Annotated in this window: 12 protein-coding genes; 7 read left to right on the top strand and 5 right to left on the bottom strand. The window is 60.5% G+C overall.

Annotated features, from left to right (window positions below; all coding sequences use genetic code 11):
• Positions 1 to 44: 44 nt before the first annotated feature.
• Positions 45 to 2,174 carry an alpha-glucan family phosphorylase gene (gene glgP / locus VI215_00715; GenBank protein HEY6190827.1) on the bottom strand — a complete coding sequence of 710 codons (2,130 nt, stop codon included), beginning with the start codon at positions 2,172 to 2,174 and terminating at the stop codon, positions 45 to 47.
• A 341-nt stretch (positions 2,175 to 2,515) separates the two neighbouring features.
• Between glgP and VI215_00710 the strand changes: the two genes are divergently transcribed.
• Entirely contained in the window at positions 2,516 to 3,868 is a 1,353-nt protein-coding gene (locus tag VI215_00710; protein ID HEY6190826.1) for a hypothetical protein, read from the top strand.
• Entirely contained in the window at positions 3,868 to 5,316 is a 1,449-nt protein-coding gene (locus VI215_00705; protein ID HEY6190825.1) for a glycosyltransferase family 39 protein, read from the top strand. The genes VI215_00710 and VI215_00705 overlap by 1 nt, the downstream gene beginning before the upstream one ends.
• On the opposite strand, the gene VI215_00700 is transcribed toward VI215_00705, so the two are convergent.
• Genes VI215_00700 through VI215_00685 form a run of 4 tightly spaced genes read right to left on the bottom strand, consistent with a single transcriptional unit; the run spans position 5,310 to position 13,258 of the window.
• Positions 5,310 to 6,266: a glycosyltransferase family 2 protein gene (locus VI215_00700; protein HEY6190824.1), complete on the bottom strand. Its 957-nt coding sequence runs from the start codon at positions 6,264 to 6,266 to the stop codon at positions 5,310 to 5,312. The genes VI215_00705 and VI215_00700 overlap by 7 nt on opposite strands.
• Positions 6,263 to 7,915, bottom strand: coding sequence for a hypothetical protein (locus tag VI215_00695; protein HEY6190823.1), 1,653 nt, complete (start codon positions 7,913 to 7,915; stop codon positions 6,263 to 6,265). The genes VI215_00700 and VI215_00695 overlap by 4 nt, the downstream gene beginning before the upstream one ends.
• A gap of 9 nt (positions 7,916 to 7,924) precedes the next feature.
• Positions 7,925 to 9,262, bottom strand: coding sequence for a glycosyltransferase (locus VI215_00690; GenBank protein ID HEY6190822.1), 1,338 nt, complete (start codon positions 9,260 to 9,262; stop codon positions 7,925 to 7,927).
• Positions 9,263 to 13,258 (bottom strand): DUF2334 domain-containing protein, encoded by a 3,996-nt coding sequence (locus VI215_00685; protein ID HEY6190821.1) that lies wholly within the window; start codon positions 13,256 to 13,258, stop codon positions 9,263 to 9,265.
• 241 nt (positions 13,259 to 13,499) lie between these two features.
• Here VI215_00685 and VI215_00680 point away from each other — a divergent pair, with 241 nt between their 5' ends.
• The 5 genes from VI215_00680 to cydB all read left to right on the top strand — a co-directional run bounded on the left by VI215_00680 (position 13,500) and on the right by cydB (position 23,368).
• Positions 13,500 to 16,772: a YCF48-related protein gene (locus VI215_00680; protein HEY6190820.1), complete on the top strand. Its 3,273-nt coding sequence runs from the start codon at positions 13,500 to 13,502 to the stop codon at positions 16,770 to 16,772.
• A 241-nt stretch (positions 16,773 to 17,013) separates the two neighbouring features.
• Positions 17,014 to 20,304: a YCF48-related protein gene (locus VI215_00675; GenBank protein ID HEY6190819.1), complete on the top strand. Its 3,291-nt coding sequence runs from the start codon at positions 17,014 to 17,016 to the stop codon at positions 20,302 to 20,304.
• Positions 20,301 to 20,936 (top strand): hypothetical protein, encoded by a 636-nt coding sequence (locus tag VI215_00670; GenBank protein HEY6190818.1) that lies wholly within the window; start codon positions 20,301 to 20,303, stop codon positions 20,934 to 20,936. The genes VI215_00675 and VI215_00670 overlap by 4 nt, the downstream gene beginning before the upstream one ends.
• Positions 20,937 to 20,969: 33 nt before the next feature.
• A complete protein-coding gene (locus VI215_00665) occupies positions 20,970 to 22,313 on the top strand; it encodes a cytochrome ubiquinol oxidase subunit I (protein HEY6190817.1) in 1,344 nt (447 codons plus the stop codon).
• Between the two features lie 14 nt (positions 22,314 to 22,327).
• The gene (cydB, locus tag VI215_00660; GenBank protein ID HEY6190816.1) at positions 22,328 to 23,368 is read left to right on the top strand and encodes a cytochrome d ubiquinol oxidase subunit II; all 1,041 of its coding nucleotides are present in this window, start codon (positions 22,328 to 22,330) and stop codon (positions 23,366 to 23,368) included.
• The last annotated feature ends 145 nt before the right edge of the window (positions 23,369 to 23,513 follow it).

The raw sequence follows: 23,513 nt of genomic DNA, 5'->3' as shown, positions 1-23,513 counted from the left end.
AGGCTTTAGCCTGCGTTAAGCTACACGCGACCTTCAGGTCGCGGTTACCGGTGCGGGAAGTACATCCTTTCGGCGTATTCCCCCACCATCCGGTCCGTGTTGTACTTCGGTATGATCGAGCGCATCGTGTTTCGAATGCGGGCGATCCACTTCCTCGGAATCCCACTCCGGTCGCGGTCATAAAAAAGCGGAATGACATCGTTGGTCAGGGTCTCGTAGAGCGACTCGGCGTCGCGCCGGTCGACCTCCTCCGGAGGGGCATGGTCGTCCGCCGAGCCGCCGATCGCCCACCCGTTCCTTCCGTTGTACGCCTCAGCCCACCACCCGTCGAGAATGCTCAGATGAAGCCCGCCGTTGATCGCTATCTTCTGGCCGCTTGTGCCGCTCGCCTCCAGCGGCCGGCGCGGCGTGTTCAGCCATACGTCGCATCCGGAGACGAGGCGCCGGGCGACGTTCATGTCGTAATTCTCCAGGAAGATGACCTTCCCGAAGAATGAATTGCCGCGCGTGACCTCGATGATTCTCCTGAGGAACTCCTTCCCCTCCCCGTCGCGGGGATGCGCCTTCCCCGCATAAATAATCTGCACGGGGCGTTTAAGGTCGTTGAAGAGCTGCAGGGACCGCGACAGGTCCGAAAAAATCAACGGCGCGCGCTTGTAGGGCGCGAAACGCCGCGCGTAGCCGAGGGTGAGCGCATCGAAAGAGAGGAGACGGTAGACGGCTTCCTCCCCGCTCGCCCCGCCGAACGCATGCTGCTGGCGGGCCCTCGTCCGGACGAATTCGATCAGCTCGCGGCGCAACGAATACCGGAGCGCCCATAGCTCCTCGTCGGAGACAACCTCAGGATCCGTCACATGGTGCCAGAATTTCGGGTCGCTGAAATGCTCCTTCCATCTGTGCGAGTTGTGCCTGTCCCAGAATTCCCAGCAGGTCTTGCCCGCCCAGCTGGTGACGTGAACGCCGTTGGTGACCGATCCGATGGGCACCTTCGAAGGATCCTTCCCCGGGGTCAGGTCCTTCCACATGATCCGGGAGATCTCAGTGTGCTTCCTGCTCACCGCGTTCGCTGCCCGGGAAAGCCTCAGCCCGAGGATCGTCATCGTGAACTCGTTTTTATGCTCCGCCTTCGGCACATTCCCGTATTCCATGAGATCCGCCACGGTCATGTTCATGCCTTCGAGGTAGGGCCGGAGAGTGAATTCGACGAGGTCCGCCGGAAATCGGTCATGCCCCGCGGGCACCGGCGTATGGGTCGTGAAGATGCATAAATCCTTCACCGCAAGCTCGGCTTTTTCCTTGCTCTTCCCCTTCGAGAGTTCCTCCCGCAGGAGCTCCAGTGTGAGGAACGCCGCATGCCCTTCGTTCATGTGAAAAATCGAAGGCTTAAGCCCGAGCACCCGCACGAGCCGGACTCCTCCGATTCCGAGGAGGATTTCCTGCCGGATTCTCGTGTTCATGTCGCCGCCGTACGCGAGCGCGGTCAGACCGCGGAAATGCTCGGGGTTTTCGGGCACATCCGTGTCGAGAAGATAGACGAGGCATCTCCCCACGCTGATACTCCAGGCCTGGAAGTGGACGATGCTCGCCCCGATCGTGACGCTCGAAAGAAGACGCTCGCCGTCCTCTCCCCTGACAAGTTCCACCGGGATCACGGCGGGGTCCGTCGTCGGATAGCTTTCCTGCTGGTTCCCCCCCGGATCGATATGCTGCTGAAAATATCCTTGTCGGTAAAACAGGCCTACTCCGATCAGAGGAAGCCCGAGGTCGCTGGAGGATTTGACGTGGTCTCCGGCGAGCACGCCGAGGCCCCCCGAATAGAACGGAAGGCACTCATGAATGCCGAATTCCGCGCAGAAATAGGCGATTGCGGGTTGACCTTTTGGAAGGTGGGGCGCTCCCTCCCAGCGGGGGCTTTTCTTCATGTACTCCTCGAAACTGCCCAGGACCGGAGTCAGGCGCCGCAGAAAATCGGGATCGCCGAGATGGGCGGAAAGCTCGGAGTCGGAGAACTGCGCCAGGACAGCGACAGGATTGTGATTGCTCGATTCCCAGATAAGCGGTGAGAGTTCTTCGAAGATCTGCTGCGCACGCGGATTCCAACTCCACCAGAGATTATGCGAGAGCGCGTGGAGCCGCGTGATGAGCGCAGCGCTCTCATTCCTTGCTTTGTTCAACTCTCGTCCTTCAAGGTTAATGGAATAATTCCGGAGAAACCGGGTCTTTCGTCCGATACGGAGAGTATGAATTTAGAATAATTAGGATAGAAATCAAATCGTGAGCAGGTTGAACCTTCCCGACTCGTTCCCACGCTCTGCGTGGGAACGCAGACCGCGGCGCTCTGCGCCGCAACCATGAGGGGACGCAGAGCGTCCCAATATGCATTCCGCCGCAGAGCGGCGGAACGAGACGTACTTGGGAGACTGTTGCCTTTTTCCGCCGAATTGAGTATCATCGATTCAGAGCGGAACGGCAAAAGAAACGATTTGATTCCCCACAACATTAAATTCTGAAACAGATGGCGGCCCGTGTCCACCGGCTCCTGCTCACCCCTCTTGTCTTCGCCGTCCTGCTCCCTCTCTCCTCGCAGGGGCAGACCTTCACCGTCGGGACCTCGAGCCTCTACGACGAGAACATTTTTGATATCTATCTCCCGACTTCCGATCAGATCACGCAGGCCCAGCTCCAGGTGACGCAGGACTGGGACTTCGATCAGGCGTCGCTGACCGCCTCCTATGAAGGCGCCGGCCAGTTCTTCCGGGATCTCCCCGCAAGGAACTATCATGTCCACCTCCTTTCCTTCAGCGCCCTCTATCATATCGAGAACGCTGATGAAGAGGAAGAATCCGAGGCGGATTCCTCGGATGAGCCGACAGACTCTCTACGGCTCCTCTCGGGCGCCAGGGCGCCCGGAGGGGGCCCGACCGTCCACTCCGATAGCTCCGACCGGTACCTCTTCTTCAACGTGATGGGGGGCTCCCAATTTGACAGGGACATTCCGACCCCCTTCGGAAACCCGATCGTCCATGACAACTGGACTGTCGATGCGCTGGCGTCGGTCCGGCAGCCGGTTGGGCCCCGGTTCAGCCTCAGACCGTCCTACGTATTCTCGGTTCACGTCTATCCGAACGTCTCCGCAATATCGAACATGCAGCATATCGCCGGATTGACGATCGGATCCGATCTCCTCAAGGGATCGTGGATCGCCGTGACGCCCGCGTACGCGTTCAAGAATTACACGGGGTCTTCCACCTTCACCGACACCGTCCGCTTCAGGAATTCCTCCGGTCACGGCAAGGGGTTCGGGCTTGGAAACGGCGGCGTGCGTGAAAGCACCTTCGTCTTCACCACTCCCTCGGTGGACCAGTTTACCCTCTCGGCGACCTGGAAGCAGACCATCGACAGCGGCTCCGAGGTGACGGCCGGCTACATCCGGTATGGGGCGCCCTCGGCGGCGGCTCGCATTCTTCCGGCGCAATTGGGCGGAGCCCCGGGCGATCGGGGCGCAACCGGGCTCTTCGCGGGCGACGATGAAATCTTCGACGACCACTTCGCGTACACCGCGGACGGCTTTTCGCTTCAGCTCAATCAGCGGCTTCCCCTCGGCCTCAGGTTAAGCGCCAGGCAGCTCTACCAGCGCAAGCGCTATGGAGCTCCCGCCATGGACCTCGCGGATTCTCTCACGCTCGCGAGCCACCGGGACGACCGCCGCTATGAGACCGACCTCACGCTCGCGCTCCCCATTTCCCTCGGACCAGGGAAGGTTCTGACTCCCGAAGCAGAGTTTCACCACGTGCGGAACGATTCCAACGCGCCCTACTATGCGTTCGACAAGAGCGTGATCCTTCTCGGAATTTCATTCGAGTTTTGATGGGGGGAGATGCGTCGCGACGCGTCCTGATCGCATGCGCGTTCGTCGCGGCGGGAGCCGGGCTCCGGTTTTTTCACCTCGAGAACCAGCCCCTCTGGAATGACGAGATGTTTTCGCTCGAGGTCGCGACGGCCCCCGTTTCCGCGATACAATCGTCGCTGGCCGCGCAGTATCATCATCCCCCTCTCTTTTTCTACCTCCTCCACTTTGCGCTTTCGGCATTCGGACCGTCCGCATGGGCGTTGCGGCTGATCTCCGCCGCCGCCGGTTCGTTGACAGTCGGCCTTGTCTTCTGGTGGTGCTCAGGGATGTTCGGTATGGCGGCAGGCCTCGTCTCCGGAGCGCTTTGCCTGGTGGCCCCCTTCCATCTCGCATACTCGCAGGAAGGACGGCCCTACGCGCTGGCAGCCTGCCTCGCCCTGACCAGTTGTTGCTCATTTCCGAAGCTCCTGACCGCCCGCAATACCGGTTCAGGGCTCATCTACGCGGTCAGCTCTCTCGCGCTTCTTTATACGCATCACTGGGGGATCTTCGTCCTGGCTTCGCATGTGGTCTACGCGGGGCTGCAGCGGGGCTCCCTCTATGCGGCCAGCAAGGGGCTCCTCCTGAGCTGGATCGCCATCGTGATTCTGTATCTACCCGAAGTCCCGACCCTCATGCACCAGTCCGGCGGCGGCTCACCGTCGGAATGGTTTTGGGTCGAATCGCCGGGCTGGAGGGAGCCCCTCTGGCTCGCGGGCGCCTACTCGGGGACCTATTTCAGGATGGCATCCTCCGTCTTCGACGGAGGGCCGGTCGAGAGGACCGCCGGCGTCGCGTCCGCGATCGCATTCGTCGCCGCGGCGGCCGTCTCGTGGTTTCGCAACCCGGAAAGCACCAACCTGCGGGTGATGCTGGCGTGCCTGGGAGGCACGCTGCTCATCCCCTATCTTATCTCCTACGTGAAACCGGAAGTATTCCTTTGGTACCGGTATACCGTGATCGCCTTCCCGCTTTTTTGCGTCGCGATCGGAGCACTCTCGACGAGCCGGATCTTCCGGGGCCGGGTCCTCCTTCTTCCCGCTCTCCTGCTCGCGGCGGGCGCGATGGGATCGTACCGGTATTACTCCTGGTCCAAATCGAACGTCCGTGACGTGGCGGTCTATGCCGACAGCCTGGCCCGATCGGGGGCCGGGATCCTGATCCGTCCCCGGTCGTTCGCCCCTCTTCTGAATTACTATTATCACGGAGCGGCCCGGCAGGTCGACGAGGCCTACCTCGACAACCCCCTCGGGGAACTGGTCGATACCGCCGCCGCCTTCGTGTATGTTTCTCTCGACGTTCCGAACGGGATCCGGACGTATATGGACGGACATTTCTCGAAGGGGGCCGAGCGCCGCTTTCCCGGAGAGGCGCATATGGGGATGATCGTCACACTCTACAGACAACCTCCCGGGGCCGGTCAATGAGGCGGGGGCGGCTCCTCGAAACCCAACATTCCCCTCACCACAAACTTCGGCCTCCCTTTCACCTCCTCGAACACCCTTCCAAGATATTCCCCGAAGATTCCGAGTATGAAAAACTGGAGGGCGCTGACGAAGAGAAGCACGACGATGGTCGACGCCCACCCCTGCGGGATGAACCCGCGCGTCACCTTCAGAAAAATGATGAAAACCGCGCCGGCCATGGCGAGAAACGAAAAGAGGAACCCGAGCTTCGTCGATAGTTTCAGGGGATGGTACGAGAAGGTGACCAGCCCGTCGTAGGCGAGCCTGAGGAGCTTGGCGAACGTGTATTTCGGCGTTCCCGCCGCCCGCGCTTCCCTCTCGTAGGGTATGCCGAGCTGGCGGAATCCGATCCAGGTGCGCAGGCCCCGGACGAACCGGTTCCGTTCGGGCATCATCTTGAGGATCTGCACGACCGACCGGTCCATGATCGCGAAGTCGCCTGAATCGATCGGGATATCCAGGTAGGAAATTTTGTGGAGCAACTTGTAAAAAAGCGAATAGGCTCCCCGTTTGAACACATTCTCCTTGCGCCGGGTCCTCACGCCGTAGACGACCTGAAAACCCTCCTTCCATTTTTCCACCAGGGAGGGAAGAACCTCCGGCGGATCCTGGAGGTCTCCGTCCATGACGATCACTCCGTCGCCCCGGGCGTACTCGATTCCCGCGGAGATCGCCGTCTGGTGCCCGAAATTCCTCGAGAAACTGATCACGCGCACGCGCGGATCCGATCCGTGCAGGGCGGCAAGGTAGGGAAACGAGTTGTCGGCGCTTCCGTCATCGACATAGATGATTTCAAAATCCTCCCCCATTCCCTCGAGTGCGGCGCAGAGGCGCCGTTGCAGCTCGGGCAACACTTCCTGCTCGTTGAAAATCGGTACGACAACGGACAGGAAGAGGCGTCGCGCGTTCATTCTCCCTCCTCCGGATTCCGGAGCTTGTACAACGTGAGCGTACCGGCGGTCACGGTGTCGAGCACGGCGTACCGCCGGAACTTCCGCGAGACCGCCTCGCTCGAAAGGTGGTGTAAATCGTACAGGTCTCTATATGCAACCGCCGAGTCCCGCAGCTCGGAGACGATGAACACGCGGTGGCCTCCCTCCCATGCTCCGTTCATCGCGGTCTCAAGCTCTTCGAACGATTCGTCGAGGGCGTTGAGATGCTCCACGAGCGAGGCGTGCAACGAAACGGCGCTCCGCCGCGCGAAAAAAGGGATGTAGATTTCGTATTCATCGTCTCCCGGCACGACGACAAGGTCCCCCGGGCTCGAACGCCTGCCGATCTCCCGGGTCGTCATGTAGTAGTCGTTGTTCCCGATCTGGTGCGACGGGTAAAAGGCGGAGAGCGCATTGGCTGACGCCACGAGAAGCACCACCCCCGCGAGGGCGGTTCCGAGCGCCCGCCGCCTGATCAGAGGCGCGCCGACGTTCACATGGAGCCAGGTCCCCGCGAAGAGGACGAATGCGGAGAGCGGCACCGCCCAGAGCTGGTAGTAGGAAGGCCACCACCAGTAGAGAAGCAAGGCGTAGGCAACGAACCATGAAGCGGCGAGTTGGAGAGACTTCCGGTGATCCGGGCCCGCCTTCCGATCCCCCCTGCCCAGGCGCGATCTCACCACGATGAAGACGAAGAGCAGCGCCCCCAGCCCACCCAGGAGCGGGACGCCGTACCTCTGGAGCGGGCGGACCTCGAAGACCCTGTTCATCCAGTAGAAGCCGCCGACGACGGAAGCCCCGAATCCGGAAAAGAGTTCCACAATCTTCCCTGCGCCCACGGTCCCGTAATGGCCGGCGACGTCGATCACGCCGGGCATCGCATAATAGAAACTCCAGAAGAGGAAATCGTGCGGCGAGCTGTTCCCGAGAAGGAGAGCTCCGACAAGAAGATACGGCACGCCTGCCGTGAGCAGGGCGGCAAGGAGATAGATGCCGAGGGACTTCAAACGAAACCCCCCGCTCCAGAGGGCGGCAAGAAACATGACTCCGAGAAGGCCGTTCACCTGGTGCATGAGAAACGCGAGGCCGTTGAGGAATCCGAGAAACCCGATTCTCGCCGGGGAGGCCCCTTCGATCGGAGTCTTCCTCAGCGCCTGGAACAAGAGGAGCGCCATCAGGCAGCTTGCCATGTGGTCGGAGACCATGGCGGTATTGTCCCAGAACGCGAAGGAACAGCCAAGGAGGCAACTGAAGAGCACCGAGAGGGTCACGTCGCCCGTGATATCGCGAAGGATCGCGAACACAAGGGCGAGCCCGACGGAGCCCTCGAGAAGATTCAGGATCTGCGCCGGAAGGAGCGCGGAACCCGCATAGCCTGCAAGCGTCCATGCGTGGTAGAAGAGATAGACGAAGAAACTGAAGAGGAGATGCTGGGAATGAAAGAAATTGTACGCGATCCGTTCCGCCCGGAGGGGCAGGCTCAAATCCGTCCGCTCAACGTCGAGCAGGTAGCTGATCGCGTCGAAGGTGTACTGCCGGGAGAGGGTTGCGAGGGAGAACAGGAAATACCCGGCACCGATGAGAGCCGGCGCGAGGAGAGATTTCAACCTCCGGCGGGAATCATTCATGGCGCCCCGTCACTCCTCGTGGGAACCGGTGAGAGCCGGCGGGAGAGCGGATTTTGCGGAGGCCGCCGGCGGCGGTTCGGGCGCGAGATCGAAGCGAACGGTCTTCGCCCACGTCCGTTTCTCCCGTTTGACCAGGTCGAGGTAGAGGGCCTTCCCGACGATGTAGATCCAGAACTGGCAGTAGGTGAAATACATCAGAAAGGTGAGAAGAATGTTCTTCGCCGTGTCCTCGCGATCGTAGGAGAGCGCGAGGAGGATTTCCAGAATAAAGAGAACGATGGCGACCACCCAGACCGCCGTGTACGGCCCGGGAAGGCTGATCATCACGACGTTTGAAAGCCCGAGCAGGAAGAGGACGTCCGAGCTCACGATCGCGACCAGGAACACGTAGTAGAGCGAAAGGAGATAGAGCAGCTCGAACGCCAGAAACTTGTTTTTGAATGCCGGGACTTCCTTGAGAAATTTTGAAGCGACGTAATTATTCCCCCGCACCCAGCGGGTCCGCTGCTTGATCCAGGCGGACCATGTTTCCGGTTCCTGCTCGTAGGTGATCGAGTAAGGGATGTATTTGATTCTGAATCCTTCCTTATAGACGCGGATGCTGATCTCGGAGTCCTCCGTCATCGCCTCCTCGTCCCACCCCCGGAGTTTTGAGAGGAGGCTCCTCCGGATCACAAAATTCGTCCCGGGAAGCGTCGCCACCTTGAAGAGCTTCCACCGGCCCGCCTGGAGCATCGACTGGAAACTCAGCGTCTCGATGTTGATGAACCGGGTGAGAAGATTTCTCGACTTGTTCACGGTTCTGAACTTGCCCAGCACGGCGCCCAGCCGGTCGTCGAGCAGGAGCTGCGCCATCAGGTACTTGAGCGCGGAGGGGTGCGGGGTGTTGTCCGCGTCGTAAATCGCGATATACTCCGCGTCCGTCCGGCTCAGTCCGAGATTCAGGGCACGCGATTTTCCCTTCCCGCCTTCCCCCGGGGGGATGTCGTAGCACCTCACCCGCGCGTCGCGCTCCGCGTACCGGTTTACGATTTCCCGGGTCGCATCGGAGGATCCGTCGTTGATCACGAGGATGTCGAGGCGATCCGAAGGGTATTCGAGCCGTAACATTGCATCCAGAGTCCGGGCGATCACCTTCTCCTCGTTGTGCGCCGGAATCAGGACCGACACCCTGGGAAAATCGAAGCGGCGGGCGTCGATCGCCCTTTGCTCGCGCAGCGATTGGCGGTAATGGAAGAATCCCGCCAGCGTGAGCACAAGCTGGTAGGCGATCATGAACCAGATGAGGATGACCGAAAGCAGGAACAGGATGCTCAGGTCGAGTTCGAGAAGGGAATGTTCCGCCATCTACGCCCTTGGTTCCGGCGGCCTGGAGACCCTGACGACGGTGTAGAACGTGAGAAGAGCGGCTCCGGACGTCATGCCGAACGCCACAATCAGCCAGGAAGACCAGAAGCTTGTGATGTCGACCCCGTACGACACGGTGGTCTCAAGCACGGCGATCACCGTATGCGTCCCCCCCGGGAGCAGTACGCTGAACCGCCTGTAGCCGGAGAGGGGGTTCGCCTCGATCTCCTTTCCGTCGAGGAACATGGCGAAGGGTCTATGGCTGAAGGAGACCGCGCAGCGGGAATCGCTGTTATATGAGAACGAAACGCTCCGGTTGGAGTTCTCGAGGCGGATCAATTCCCCGGAGATGGAAAGCATCCGCCCGCCCGTTGGGGCGGTGGAAAAGGGATCTCCCGAGTGAGTTTCGCCGACAAGCGTATAGCTTCCGGCCGGTATGAAAAACATCCCCCTGTCCGAAACGATCCGGTCGCCGTCGGTCGACCGGAGGGCCGAATAATCGCGAGGAAGCTGCATCACGACCGGAAACGGGGTGTCGAGCTTCCACCCGCCGCCCGGATCGCGGCGAAGCGACGCGCGCGCGGAAGACGCAAAGCTCATCATGCGCAGGTCCTGCGGCCTGACGCTCGATTCGGAGTAAATCGACACCCGGTCCGCGCCGAGGGCGGCCGAATGGACCATTTCGTAGCTCTCGATGCCGGTCTGAACCAGCGTGGGAAAGAGGGGTGTCGGTTTTTTCTCATCGCGGTACTGGAGGATGTTGAGGTCCAGCATCAGCCCGGCGCCCGGCGCCAGGACCGTCCGGTATCTCTCCGCCATTTGCGTATAGCGCCTCGGATCTTTGGACCATTCCGTCTGAGGATCCTCCACCTGGAGGGTGAACCTGTAGCCGCGCTGCAACGCGACCACCCGCCTCACGTCGACGCCGTGATTCGTGCGAAGCTCCGGGTTTCCGAGATTGTCCATCGCCGTCACGACGACGTCGAGATCCGGCTTGTCCACCTGGACTTCGCGGATCGTCTTCAAAAACTCCTCATGAAACCGGACCAGGGCGTCGACCCGGTAATTCTCGAAGAGTTTCCAGGCGCCCGGATTTTTTTTCCAATAATAGGGGGAGAGGGGTTCCAGCAGGAGCGCCGGATCGAACCCCGCGAGCCGGCGGAATTCTTCCCGGGCTGAGGCGTGCATCGGCGTGAGGAGCCGCGGGTCCCTGGGGCCGTTCCCCGACTCAAAGTAAAGCTCGGCCAGATTCACCCCGTCCCAATCGTACTTCTCGAGGAAATCCTTGAAGATCCCTTTCACGGCGGCCAGGCACGCGGGGCTCGTGAGCGCCACCGGGTACCGCCAGGAGGGCCGGATCGCCTCGCCTTTATAGTTGAGCTCCTGCCACTCGGGGTGTTCCGTCCAGAACTTCTCGGAGACCTGGGGAGGGTCGAGCCAGGCATAGACCAGGATCCCGTTCGCGTGGCAAAGCCGGATCAGCCGGTCATAATTGTACGTCCAGGTCGGATACTGATGCCACCCCACGACGTGAATGATCCGGACGCCGGCCTCCACCCAGTGCTTGACCAGGTCTTCGATGCTGGTGTTATGCCGGTAGCCGTCGTCGAAGTAGACCTCCAGGTTGTCCCTCCTCAGAATGGGCTGAAGCCGGAAGAACTTGCGCACATATTCCAGCAGATACGGAAACCGGCTATACCCTCCGGTGCTGTTCGGGTCGAAGCGCATCCCGAGGAACAGAAATTTTCCCCTGCCGTAGGCCCTCCCCACCACCACGGGCGCTTCGGTCCGGTCATCCGTGCAAAATATTTCGTCGTTGCGGTCGACTTCGAAACGCGTCATGATCTCGGTCGCCGGGAGGATCAACGCGTCCTCCGGGTAGAGCCGGTCGCGCATTTTTTCGATCTTGAGGGACGACGTCGCAAACCTGATCCCGAGCTCCTCCGCGAGGCTGTTCCTCCCGTCGGTGATCACGTTTCCTCCGTTCTCGACGAAATCGACGATCCGGTCGTAGTCGCGGTTCGCAAGCCGGTCAACGTCGTGATACGGGACGATCAGAAGATTATAGGAGCCAAGGTCGCCCACGCTGTCGCCCGCCAGCGTGTCGACTTCGATCCCGAGCGAGCCAAACGCGGCCGCAAAACTCGACTGGTCGTTGAGGGCGCTCCCCGTCAGGGCCGTATCCCAGAGAATCCCGACGCGCGGCTCCGCGAACGATTGTTCGGGTTCGAACATCCCGTTCCACATCACCTTCGCGTTCGATTGCAGCTTCTCGAAAAACGTAGGCTCCGTTTCCCGGTATTCCGACGGTTCCGCGAGGTAGATCTGTCCGGGAGGCACGTGGACGGTTTTCGAAATCAGGCCGTGGACCCTGTCCGGTGATATTTCCCAGTGGTCGGTCTTCCCGTCGGCGCGGAGCCAGGTCTCCCGGACGTACTGGTCCTGGAGCGTGAGGTTGACCGTTTCATCCCCGGTGACGATGACCCTGTCGTTCAGCCGGACAACATTCGACTCGTTCGTCACATTCATGAACGTGTAGCCCATCTCGAGGATCCCGTCGACGTACTCTTCGATGTACTTCGGATCGATGAACGCGTGAATGAAGGCCGAGGCGAAGCCATCCCGGACCGCGAGCTGCGCCTCGGCGCCCCTCAGAAGGTCCCGGACCGCCTGTTCTTCGACCTCCTGCGTGTCGTTGAGCGGAATGTATCCCAGGTTTTCAGGGAGGATCCTCTGGCCGTAGAGGTCGTGCTCGATGATGTAGGGAAAGTACATGCTGTACTCCGAGTTGTCGATCACCATCCGCTGTTCCATGCAGGTGCTGAAATACTCCGGGAACACGGTGTAATCGAGCTGGGACGCGGTATAGTGGGGCGTTTCCCAGAGGAGCGGGTAGATTCCGTTTTTCCAGCATTCGTCGAGTCCCATCTTCATCTTTCGCTCGACGTTTTCGCGTGAGTCATTTTTTATTTTGCGGTCCATGCTCCCGTCCCAGAATTCGAAATCGACCGCCGTCACTCCTTCGTACTGGTGCGTGACGCCGTGCAGGACGATGGTCGCTCCCCGCGAGACCATGTAGTGGATCGCGTCCACGAACTCGGGCTTGTCCGAGAGGCTGACCCGCATTCCGGCTCCGGGATCGACAAAGAACGGGATGATCGCGACAAGGAAGGGGACACGCTTGGATGCGAGAAGATCGGCGATGTCGCGCAGGCGTGCGGGGTCTTCGAAGACGTCCACATCCTCGATCCGGATGAGCGCGCGGTGTATCTCCGGGTGGTCTTCCCCGAGAAGCTCGTGGAGCATGTCGGCAAAATAAATATAGCGGTCGGTTTCCGTCGCCGAGGCAAAGGGCGAGTCCGCAATGTAGAGAAAGTTGCCGCACCGGACGATATACGGCGCCTCCCGCCGCGTGGATTGCGAATAGGCGGTGGCGAGCACCTCGGTGGAATGCCCTCCGACGACGGCGACGATGTTAAGGTTCGGCTCCCCCTTCGTGAAGGTCCGCTTCCCCGCGCGGACGATGTCGAAATTCGACGAAGTATCGAAGGTGACGAACTTCAGCCCGAATCGCTGCTCCAGGTCGAACTGCTTGTTGAACCGGTCCATCCCGGTATTCATCCAGACGACCTGACGGTGCGTCGTGTAGACGTCGCGCATGAACCGGTCCGGCGGATCGTAGTGTTTGCTGTAACCGATGAAAAACGTGAGGTCGAATCCGTCGAGTTCTCCCGCCGAGTAAGAATCCATCCCCTTCAATTGATAGCTCACGTCGAAGTGGCCGAGGAGCATCGCGAGCTCGCGCGCATCCCCCCTCCCCAGATTTGCGGGGAGATCGCTTCCTTCGAAGATGATCAGGATCCGCCTGGGTGCGGGGGTTTGACCGGGAGAAACTGCCGCGAGGAAGAGAACGGAAAGGAGCGCGAGAGTGAGGCGGCGTAGGTGCCCGAGAATCGGGCTTGGGCCGTTTCCCGGATGAGTGAGTCGTATCGGCATGTGCCTAAAAAGTACTCTTTTTGCCACACATAATCAAGGTTTCTCACCCGTCGGGAGGGATGGCTCCGGCACCCCGGATTGTCGCAAATCACGGCGGATGGCTTGAATTAGCGCTAAATTAGTTTTAAGATTGTGGAGTATGGATCGGTTCCACCTCCATGACTGCACCCATACCCGGGATTCTTCTGAATATGCGTACATGAGGACAACGGTTCTGATCCGTAACGCGGTGATGGCAGGCATGCTATTTTCCGCAATGACTCTTTCCGCCGAATGGAACTGGCAGACCCCCCGTCCGCAGGGTAACTCGCTTCGGTCCGTGCAATTTATCGATGCCTCCCATGGATGGGCCGCCGGCGAATACGGGACCATCCTGCACACGACGGACGGCGGCGGGAGCTGGTATGAGCAGGAGTTCGCGAGGACCGACAACATTCTCTCGATCTCCATGGTCTCCGACTCAGAGGGATGGGCCGCGGGCGACAACGGTGTGATCCTCCACACAACTGATAGAGGCGACGATTGGCTCGAGCAATCAAGCGGAGTTTCGGGCGGGCTCAATTCCATTCTCTTCCGCGATCCCCTGAACGGGTGGGCCGCGGGCGATAACGAGGTAATCCTGCATACCACCGATGGAGGCGCGACATGGAGCATCCGGCACCAGGTCTTTAATCCGAACAGCGTCCTGAACGCTCTCGCTTTTGTGAGCCCGAGCGAGGGATGGGTTGTTGGGGCGGGTCGAAGAGTCTACCACACGAGTGACGGCGGGGCAACCTGGCTTCTCAAACCTGTCGGTTCAGGGGTCACCGCCTCGTACCTGAGCGTCGCGTTCATAGATTCGGCGCTCGGCTTCATCGCCGGGACAGGCGGAGAATTGTACCGGACTACCGACGGCGGGCTTACCTGGCCGGCGGCAAGCTCCGGAGACGCCTCAAACCTCAACCAAATCCTGATGCAGAACTCCTTTGTCGGCTGGATGGTCGGCGACGGGAGCAAAGTGCTTCGCACGATCAACGGGGGCCTCTCCTGGTCGACGGTCATGATCGGAGACGGCGAGGATTACAACGGCCTCGCGCGCGTGGGCGGTATGCTCTGGGCGGTGGGAGAGGTCGGCAAGATCATCCAATCCAGCAACGGCGGGACTGCATGGAGTTCGGTCGATGCCGGGTCCCGCTTGAGCGCGAACTGGATCGATACTCCGACCCCGACCGTGGGTGTCGCCGTCGGGCAAACGGGTCTGATTCTCCGTACAATCGACGGAGGCTCCACCTGGGCCGAACAGACCTCGCCGTCCCCTTCGGTTTCATGCTACGGGGTAAAATTCACAGACGCCGATCACGGCTGGGCGGTGGGCGACAATGGAGCAATTTTCCGCACGACGGACGGAGTGAACTGGGCGACGCAGCAGAGCGGCGTCCCCCATTCGCTGTTCGGCGTTACCTTTGGAACCGGTTCGGCAGGATGGATCGTCGGCGGCGAGGCCGCGGGTTTCACCGGCGTGATTCTGCACTCGACCGATGCGGGGGCTTCCTGGAACGTACAGTACAGCGGCGTGCCGCGCATCCTCTATGGGGTTTCCTTCCCCGACGCTCAGAACGGTTGGGCCGTGGGAGAAGAAGGATACATACTTCGTACGACGAACGGGGGAACCACCTGGTCGACGGAGTCGTCAGGGACCGCGGCGGCACTCTTCTGGTGTTCCTTCCCCGACCCGAAAAACGGCTGGGCGGTGGGAGATTCGGGAGTCATTCTGCATACGAGCGACGGTGGATCGTCCTGGCATGCCCAGGCGAGCGGAGTTACGACTACGCTCTATTCAATGGCGCACGTGAATTCGTCCGAGGAGTACATCGCCGCCGACGAGGGCACGATCCTGCATACGTACGACGCGGGGGCTCACTGGGTGGCTGAGTACAGCCGCACCGCCCATAGCCTGTTCGGGGTTGCCACACCCGGGACGGGTGCGGTGTGGGCCTGCGGAGATTACGGGACCGTCGTCCGGGACTCGTTGCACTCGCCGCTCGGGACCATCAACGGTATGGTCTACTTCGATGCCAATAACGACGGAAACTACAACGCCGGGGATTCCGGGATGGGCGGATGGAAGGTGAAAATCGACGGACCGGTACCAGACTCGGCGTTGACGAGGCAGGATGGAACATTTATTTTTGAAAACCTTCCATTGGGATCATACACGCTGAGCGAAGCGGTGAGAGAGTCGTGGACGCAAACCTCCCCTGCCGGCTCTTTCAGCTTCACGCTCGCGGCAAACGGGCCCTTCTTCACCGGACTGTTCGGGAATTTTGCGGCGGGGGCGGCACCGTACAAGGTTAACGGAGGCTGGAACGTCCTCTCTCTCCCTCTTCTGGTTCAAGACCCTCGGGAAACGGCCGTGTATCCGACTGCAACCTCTCCCGCGTTCGGTTATGCGGGGAGCTATTATCTCCTGGATACGATCAACCCCGGAATGGCGTATTGGCTAAAGTTCCCCGGACCGCAGACTCTCTGGCTCTCCGGGACGTCCAACCGCCACGACACGCTCGGCCTCGAACAGGGGTGGAACATGATCGGTACAGTCAGCGATACCGTCTCGGCGGCGGGGGTCATCACCGAACCGCCCGGCCTGATCGCTTCGCATTTCTTCGGGTATAACCAGGGGTATGCGCCGACCGATGTCCTGGTCCCCGGCCAGGGGTACTGGGTAAAATTCTCGCAAACGGGTTCGCTCGTGCTGCGGGCGGGTCCGCGGGACGCCGCCTCCGGCCCAGGATCTCGGGCCCTCCCGGACGACGGATCGAATCTCCTTAACAGGATGACAGTCTCGGACGCGCGCGGAAATCACCAGACGCTCTATTTCGCGACCCGGGAGAATCTGAAGTTGACGGGCGAGCACGCGCTCCCTCCCCTGCCCCCGGGCGACTGCTTCGACGCCAGATTTCCGGACAACAGCGACGCGGTCCTATTCTCCCCGGACGAGGTCCGGGCAGGTAGAGGGACGATCCGCCTTCGCTCCTATGCGCTTCCGCTTCGCTTCAACTGGTCCCGGAGGAATGAGAACCGGATGCGCTACGAACTTCGGACCGAATCGGGGGAGGTCCTCGCGGCAATCTCCTCCGATACCGGACTTTTCATTTTGAGAAACCGGCAAATCCCCGCTGTCGTGCTGACGCCCGCCGTTGACCGGGGTAACGGCGGTATTCCGATCGGATTTTCACTTTCCCAGAATTCACCGAACCCGTTCAACCCTGCAACCCGCGTAAGATTCTCGGTTCCCTCTCAGGACGACCGGCAACCTTCAGTTCAGCAGGCCGCCCGGGCGGGAAGCGCAGGACGAGTTCAACTGAAAGTCTATGATGTCCTGGGGAGAGAAATCGCAACACTGGTGGATGAGGAGAAGCAGCCCGGGGTCTATGAGGCCGTATGGAACGCCTCAAGTGTTCCGAGCGGAATCTACCTCTATCGTCTCACCGCGGGATCGCGCTCCGCCGTGAAAAAAATGGTCCTGATGAAATAAGAACTGCGGGCCCCTGATCAGACTGGATCATCATTCCGTCAGGCGCTTAAAAAGTTCCGATTTTGCGCTCTGTTATTGAGATTGCGGCCGGCCCGTATCTCCGCATTAAAATTGTTTCATGATTCCCGATATCCCTTTTTTAAACTTGAAACATCCGGGAATAAATTGTATCTTCTAACGGAAACACAATACAAATCCCCCCGCACGATATCGTTTGCCTTAAAGTACGAGAGTCCAACGTATGACAGCAGCGGCACTGGTCCGTGTGACGTTTGGAGGGATACTCCTACTCGCTGCAGTTCCCCTCGAGGCGGAATGGAACTGGCAGTCCCCCCTTCCCCAGGGCAATTCCCTTCGCGACGTGCAGTTCATCGACGCCTCAAACGGCTGGGCTGTGGGGGAGTACGGAACAATCGTGCACACGACCAACGGCGGCGCGAGCTGGTACGAACAGGAGTTCGCAAGAACCGACAATATCCTTGCCATTTCGATGATCAGCCTCGAGGAAGGATGGGCTGCCGGAGATAACGGCGTCATCCTGCATACCACGGACAGCGGGGACGACTGGATCGAACAAGAGAGCGGTATCCAGGGGGGTCTTAACGCCATTCTCTTCCGCGACTCGTTCAACGGATGGGCCGCCGGAGACAACGAAGTAATCCTGCACACGAGCGACGGCGGAACGACATGGAGCGTCCAGCACCAGGTCGCGAATCCAAACACCGTTTTGAACGCCCTCGCTTTCGTCAACTCCACCCAGGGCTGGGCCGTGGGCGCGAGCCGGAAGGTCTATCACACGACCGACGGCGGCCTCACCTGGCTCGCCAGAGTGGTCGGCTCCGGGATCTCCGCTTCCTATCTCACGGTTGCGTTCGTCGATTCCCTCCTGGGGTTCATCGCGGGGAGCGGAGGCGAGCTCTACAGGACCACCGACGGGGGGGCGACGTGGCCGGCGGTCAGCTCGGGAGACGCCGAGAATCTGAATCAAATTCTCATGCAGAACTCGTTCGTCGGCTGGATGGTCGGCGACGGAAGCAAGGTGCTCCGGACGATCAACGGCGGTCTGTCGTGGTCGACCGTCGTCATCGGGGACGGCGAAGATTACAGCGGAATCGCCCGCGTCGGGGGTACTCTCTGGGCGGTGGGAGAGGTCGGCAAGATCATTCAATCGACGAACGGCGGGACCGCCTGGAGCTCGGTCGATATCGGGTCCCGCCTCAGCGCGAACTGGATCGATGTCCCCACCCCCGCCGTGGGCGTGGCCGTCGGGCAGACCGGGCTGATCCTTCGGACCACCGATGCCGGCTCGACCTGGACTCAACAGGTCTCTCCCGCTCCGTCGGTCTCCTGCTATGGAGTGAAGTTTATCGACGCGGACCATGGCTGGGCGGTGGGAGACAACGGCACGATCATCCGGACGTCCGACGGAACCAACTGGACGACGGAGCCGAGCGGGGTGACGCACTCCCTCTTCGGAATCACCTTCGGCACGCCCTCCGCGGGCTGGATCGTCGGGGGTGAGGCAAACGGCCTGACCGGCGTGATCCTGAACTCGACGAATGCGGGGGCTTCATGGAGCGTTCAGTTTAACGGTGTGCCGCATATCCTCTACGGCGTTTCGTTTCCGAACGCGCAGAACGGTTGGGCCGTGGGTGAGCAGGGGTACATCCTCCGGACGACGAACGGCGGAACCTCGTGGACTCCGCAGACGTCGGGCACAATTCACGCGCTGTTCTGGTGTTCCTTCCCCGATCCAAATAACGGCTGGGCCGTGGGAGACTCGGGCGTCATCCTTCACACGAGCAATGCCGGGGCATCCTGGCAGACGCAGCCGAGCGGGGTCGATGTCCCCCTCTTCTCGATCGCTCATGTGACTTCATCGGAGATTTTCATCGCCGGGGACCAGGGGACCATCCTCCATACCTCCGATGCGGGTTTGCACTGGGGGCTCCAGTATAGCCGGACGCTGAACAGCTTGTTCGGCCTCTCCACCCCCGGTGCAGGGAGAACGTGGGCCTGCGGCGACTTTGGAACGATCATCGACGACACGCTCAACCTGCATTCCGGATCCATCACGGGGATTGTCTATTTCGACCGGAACAACAACGGCGGTTACGACGCGGGCGATTCCACACTCGGAGGATGGAAAGTAAGAATCCAGGGGCCGGTTTCGGATTCTGTCGTATCGTCTCCGGATGGCACGTTCACGTTCGAGAACCTCCTGCTGGGCTCCTATACTCTGAGCGAGACGGTCCGGCAGTCGTGGACACAGACCGCCCCGCCGACACTGTTCTATAGCGCCACCCTTTCGGGCGCCTCTTCCTCCTTTGACGGCTCCTTCGGAAACTATGCCGCCGGTGCAGTTCCGTGCGGCGTCGTAAAGGGCTGGAATACCCTCTCTCTTCCGCTCCGGCCGGATGCCCCGCGGGCGGCGGATGTCTATCCGACGGCAAGCTCGCCGCCCTATGCGTTCGCCGGCGCGTATATCGTGCTCGACACGCTGAGTCCGGGCATGGCGTACTGGATCAAATTCCGGGCGCCTCAGACTCTCTGGGTGACCGGAACGCCGAGCCACGACGATACGCTCGCCCTGCAGGCAGGATGGAATATGTTCGGCACGATAAGCGATTCCCTCGTGACGACCGCTATTTCGACGGATCCTCCCGGGCTGATCGTCTCCCATTTTTTTGGATATTATCACGCCTACGGGACGGTGAGCGTCCTTGCCCCCGGCCAGGGGTACTGGGTAAAACTCTCCCAGGCGGGGAATCTCATCTTGCACAGCGGCGCCGCGACTGCCGGTTCCGGGGTGAGTCCCCATCCGAAAGGCTTCGAGTCGTTAAACACCCTCACCTTTTCCGATTCGAACGGGAACGATCAACCTCTCTATTTCAGGGTGGGGGTGAACCCCGATGTGTCGGACGACCACGCCCTCCCCCCGGTTCCCCCGGAGGGTTGCTTTGACGCCAGATTTCAGGGCGACCACGATGCGTATTTCTTCGCTTCCTCCGCGCTCCCATTCCGGCCCGGAAGAATCCTCCTTCATTCCACCGGCTCTCCGCTCTCCGTCACATGGTCTCTCCGCGATTCCGATCGATTGAAATACAGGCTCGAGACTGAATCGGGCGGGATCATCGCGACCGTCTCGGGAGATACCGGACTGGTCACGATCCAAAACGCAAACATGACGTCCGTCCTGCTGAGACCGGTCCCTCTGCAGGAGGGGAGCGGGCTTCCGGCGAGCTTCTCGCTCTTTCAGAATTCGCCGAACCCATTCAATCCTTCGACTCGAATCGAGTTTTCCATACCGGCTTTGACCGGGGATCCCGCATCGGGCGGAACCGGCGGGCTTGTGACGCTCAAGGTGTACGACCTGCTCGGCAGAGAGGTCGCCACTCTTGTGCAGGAGAGGATGGAGCCCGGATTCCATGAGGTGGTGTGGGACGCGGTCAGCCTGCCCACGGGGGTCTACACGTACCGCCTTGTGGCGGGACCGAACACCGCCGTGAAAAAAATGGTTCTCCTGCGATGAGAATACTTGCTTTGCTCGCTCTCTTCATAGTCCTGTATCCCGGATGCGCGGATAAGGACGTCCCGCCGGAGACTCCGGCCGACACGACGAGCGCCATCGGCCATTACGGTGCCGGCACATTAAATTTCAGCGCCGAAGGAGGCGGAGGCGAATTCGCGGTAAACGGCAAGTACAAGCCGAGCGATCAATTCGCCACCGATTCTTCCAGCCAGGGGGCCGGAGGGTTCGTGAGAGACACCATGGTGTTTCAGAGAAGGATCGGGGCGATGGTGGCCGGCTATATCCATCATCTTGCCGGCGGAGTACTCAACGAGCGCTGGCTCGTGATGACGCTCCACGGAACATCAAACGTGGTGAATCCGGGCGACTTCCCCTTCGCCCCTTCGAATGCCGAGCAAGCGGGACAGGCGGCCTATCTCTATTTCGCGCTCTCAGACTCCGTCACCTTTCACGATATTTATGTGCCCAGGTCGGGAACGGTGACCCTTTCCTCGTACAACCGCACGACCCGGCGCCTTCAGGGGACCTTTACCGGGACCCTCTGGGGTCCCTTCCCCGATACTCTACGGCAGATTCAGGTGAGCGGAGGCGGATTCGACCTCACCTGCGTTTCCGGTTATTACATTCCCTGACAATCTGTCGACCTCAAGAGGAGGGAGCGCAAGATGGAAGATGCTCTGATCGTCGACAGGCTCCAGTTCGCCTTTACAATCTCCTACCACTATCTGTTTCCCCAGCTGACGATGGGGTTGAGCCTGATCATCGTTCTTTTCAAGGGGCTTTCCCTCTGGAGGAAGGACGAGCGGGCAAACCGCGCAGCACAATTCTGGGCGAAGATTTTCGCGGTGAACTTCGCCGTGGGGGTGGTGACCGGAATCCCGATGGAATTTCAGTTCGGCACGAACTGGGCGAGATTCTCGAGCTATGCGGGTGAAGTCATCGGCCAGCCTCTCGCCATGGAGGGGGTGTTCTCGTTTTTTCTGGAGTCGAGCTTTCTGGGGCTTTTCCTCTTCGGCGAGAAGAGACTGGGACAGGCCGGGCACTTTGCGACCGCGTTGCTCGTTTTCATCGGGTCGTGGATCTCGGGCTTCTTCATCGTCGCCACAGACGCCTGGATGCAGCATCCCGTCGGGCACTCCATTCTCCCGAACGGCCATCTCCGGCTCGAGAGCCTGACGGAGCTCCTCACCAACCCGTGGCTCGGATGGCAGTATGCGCATACGATGGCGGGCTCGGTGGTGACGGCGGCGTTCGTCGTCGGGGCGGTCGGATCCTATTATCTGCTCGCGGGGCGCGACACCGGGTATGGAAAGCTATTTGTGCGGACGGGAGTTCTCACCGGCCTCACGGCGGCTCTGCTCGTCCTTTTCCCCACGGGCGACGGGCAGGGAAAGAATGTCGTTCTCTATCAACCTCCGACTCTTGCGGCGATGGAGGGGTTGTTTCAAACGAAACAGGGGGCGGAGCTTGTGATCGTCGGGCAGCCGGATATGCAACAGATGAAGATCGACAACCCGCTCCACATCCCGAAGCTGCTCAGCTTTTTGACGTACTACCGGTGGTCGGCCGAAGTGAAGGGGCTCGACGCCTTCCCGCGCGAGGAGTGGCCCGACAATATCCCCCTCCTCTATTACAGCTATCATATCATGGTGGGGCTTGGGACGATCTTTATCGGCATCCTCCTCCTCTGCTCGGCGCTCCTCTGGAAAAGGCGATTGTTCTCCTCCCGGTGGGCCCTCTGGATTCTGATGCTCGGATTCCCCTTTCCGTATATCGCGAACACAGCCGGATGGCTCACCGCCGAGCTCGGCAGGCAACCCTGGCTCGTCTACGGCCTCCTGCGAACCGCTCACGGAACGTCGCCGACAGTTTCTGCGGGCAACGGGATGTTCACGCTCCTCGGATTTCTCGGGATCTATTTCGTGATCGGCGTCCTGTTTCTCTTTCTGGTCGTCAAGCGCATTAATCAAGGCCCGGACGGCCATGCCGGGCATACGGGCGCGGACTGACAGGGATCGTGCCGATGGAAACCCTCTGGTTTGCGCTCCTGACCTTCATGCTTTGCATGTACGCCGTGCTCGATGGGTTCGATCTCGGAGCCGGATCCCTCCACTTGATCCTCGCGAAGAGCGAGGAGGAGAGGCGGATCATCCTGAACTCCATCGCACCCCTCTGGGACGGCAACGAAGTCTGGCTCATCGCGGCGGGGGGAACGATGTTTTTCGCGTTTCCCCTTCTCTACTCGTCCAGTTTCAGCGGATTTTATCTCCCCCTGATGATCGTGTTATGGTTACTGATGCTCCGGGGTCTCGGGATCGAGTTCCGGCACCAGGTCCATCACCCCATCTGGAGGTCGTTCTGGGACGCAGTCTTCTCCGTGTCAAGCCTTCTTCTGGCGCTGTTCCTCGGCGCCGCCCTGGGGAACGTCGTGCGCGGGGTCCCGCTGGGGAAGGACGGCTACTTCTTCGAACCTCTCTGGACGACATTTACAGTCGTCCCGGACGCCGGTATTCTCGACTGGTTCACGCTCCTGATGGGGTTGGTCACCTGTTCCACGCTGGCGGTCCACGGCGCGACGTTCCTGGCTATCAAGAGCGAAGGCGGTCTCCGTGAGCGTTCCCGCTCGATCGCCTCCGCCGCCTGGTGGTTGATGCTCTCGACCTCTCTCGCGGCTCTGGTCGCCGTCTCCTCGATCAGGCAGGGGATCTGGGATAATTACATGTTGCATCCATGGGGAATCATTTTCCCCCTCGGAGGGCTGCTTGGCCTCGCCGGGAACCGTATCTGCTTGCGCCGGGGTTCGGATCGCGCGGCGTTCTTCTGCTCTTCCCTCTTCATCTTCTCGATGTTGTCGAGCACCGCATTCGGGCTCTATCCGGCTCTTCTCCCCTCCTCCATCGATCCCCGGGATACGCTCACCGTCCAATCTGCTGCCGCACACGGTTCCACGCTCGCGACCGGCCTCCCCTGGTGGATCGCGGGGATGAGCCTTGTCGGAGCGTACTTCGTCTTCGTCTACCGGATGTTCAGGGGGAAGGCGACGTCAGGAGAGGGAGGCTACTGACTGGGTTGCGGCGCAGAGCGCCGCGGTATGCGTTCCCACGCAGACAGACTGTGTGAGAACTTCCCCAAAGGGGTTTCATCAGACTTTGACGTGGGGATTTACACTTCTCCTCGTTTAGAAGATCTGCTCTGCCCGAGGATCGATG

It is taken from the genome of Bacteroidota bacterium (genome assembly GCA_036522515.1).
Lineage (GTDB): Bacteria > Bacteroidota > Ignavibacteria > UBA10030 > SZUA-254 > VBOC01.
The sequence above is the reverse complement of the archived record's forward strand: the minus strand, read 5'-3'. Positions and strand labels throughout refer to the sequence as shown.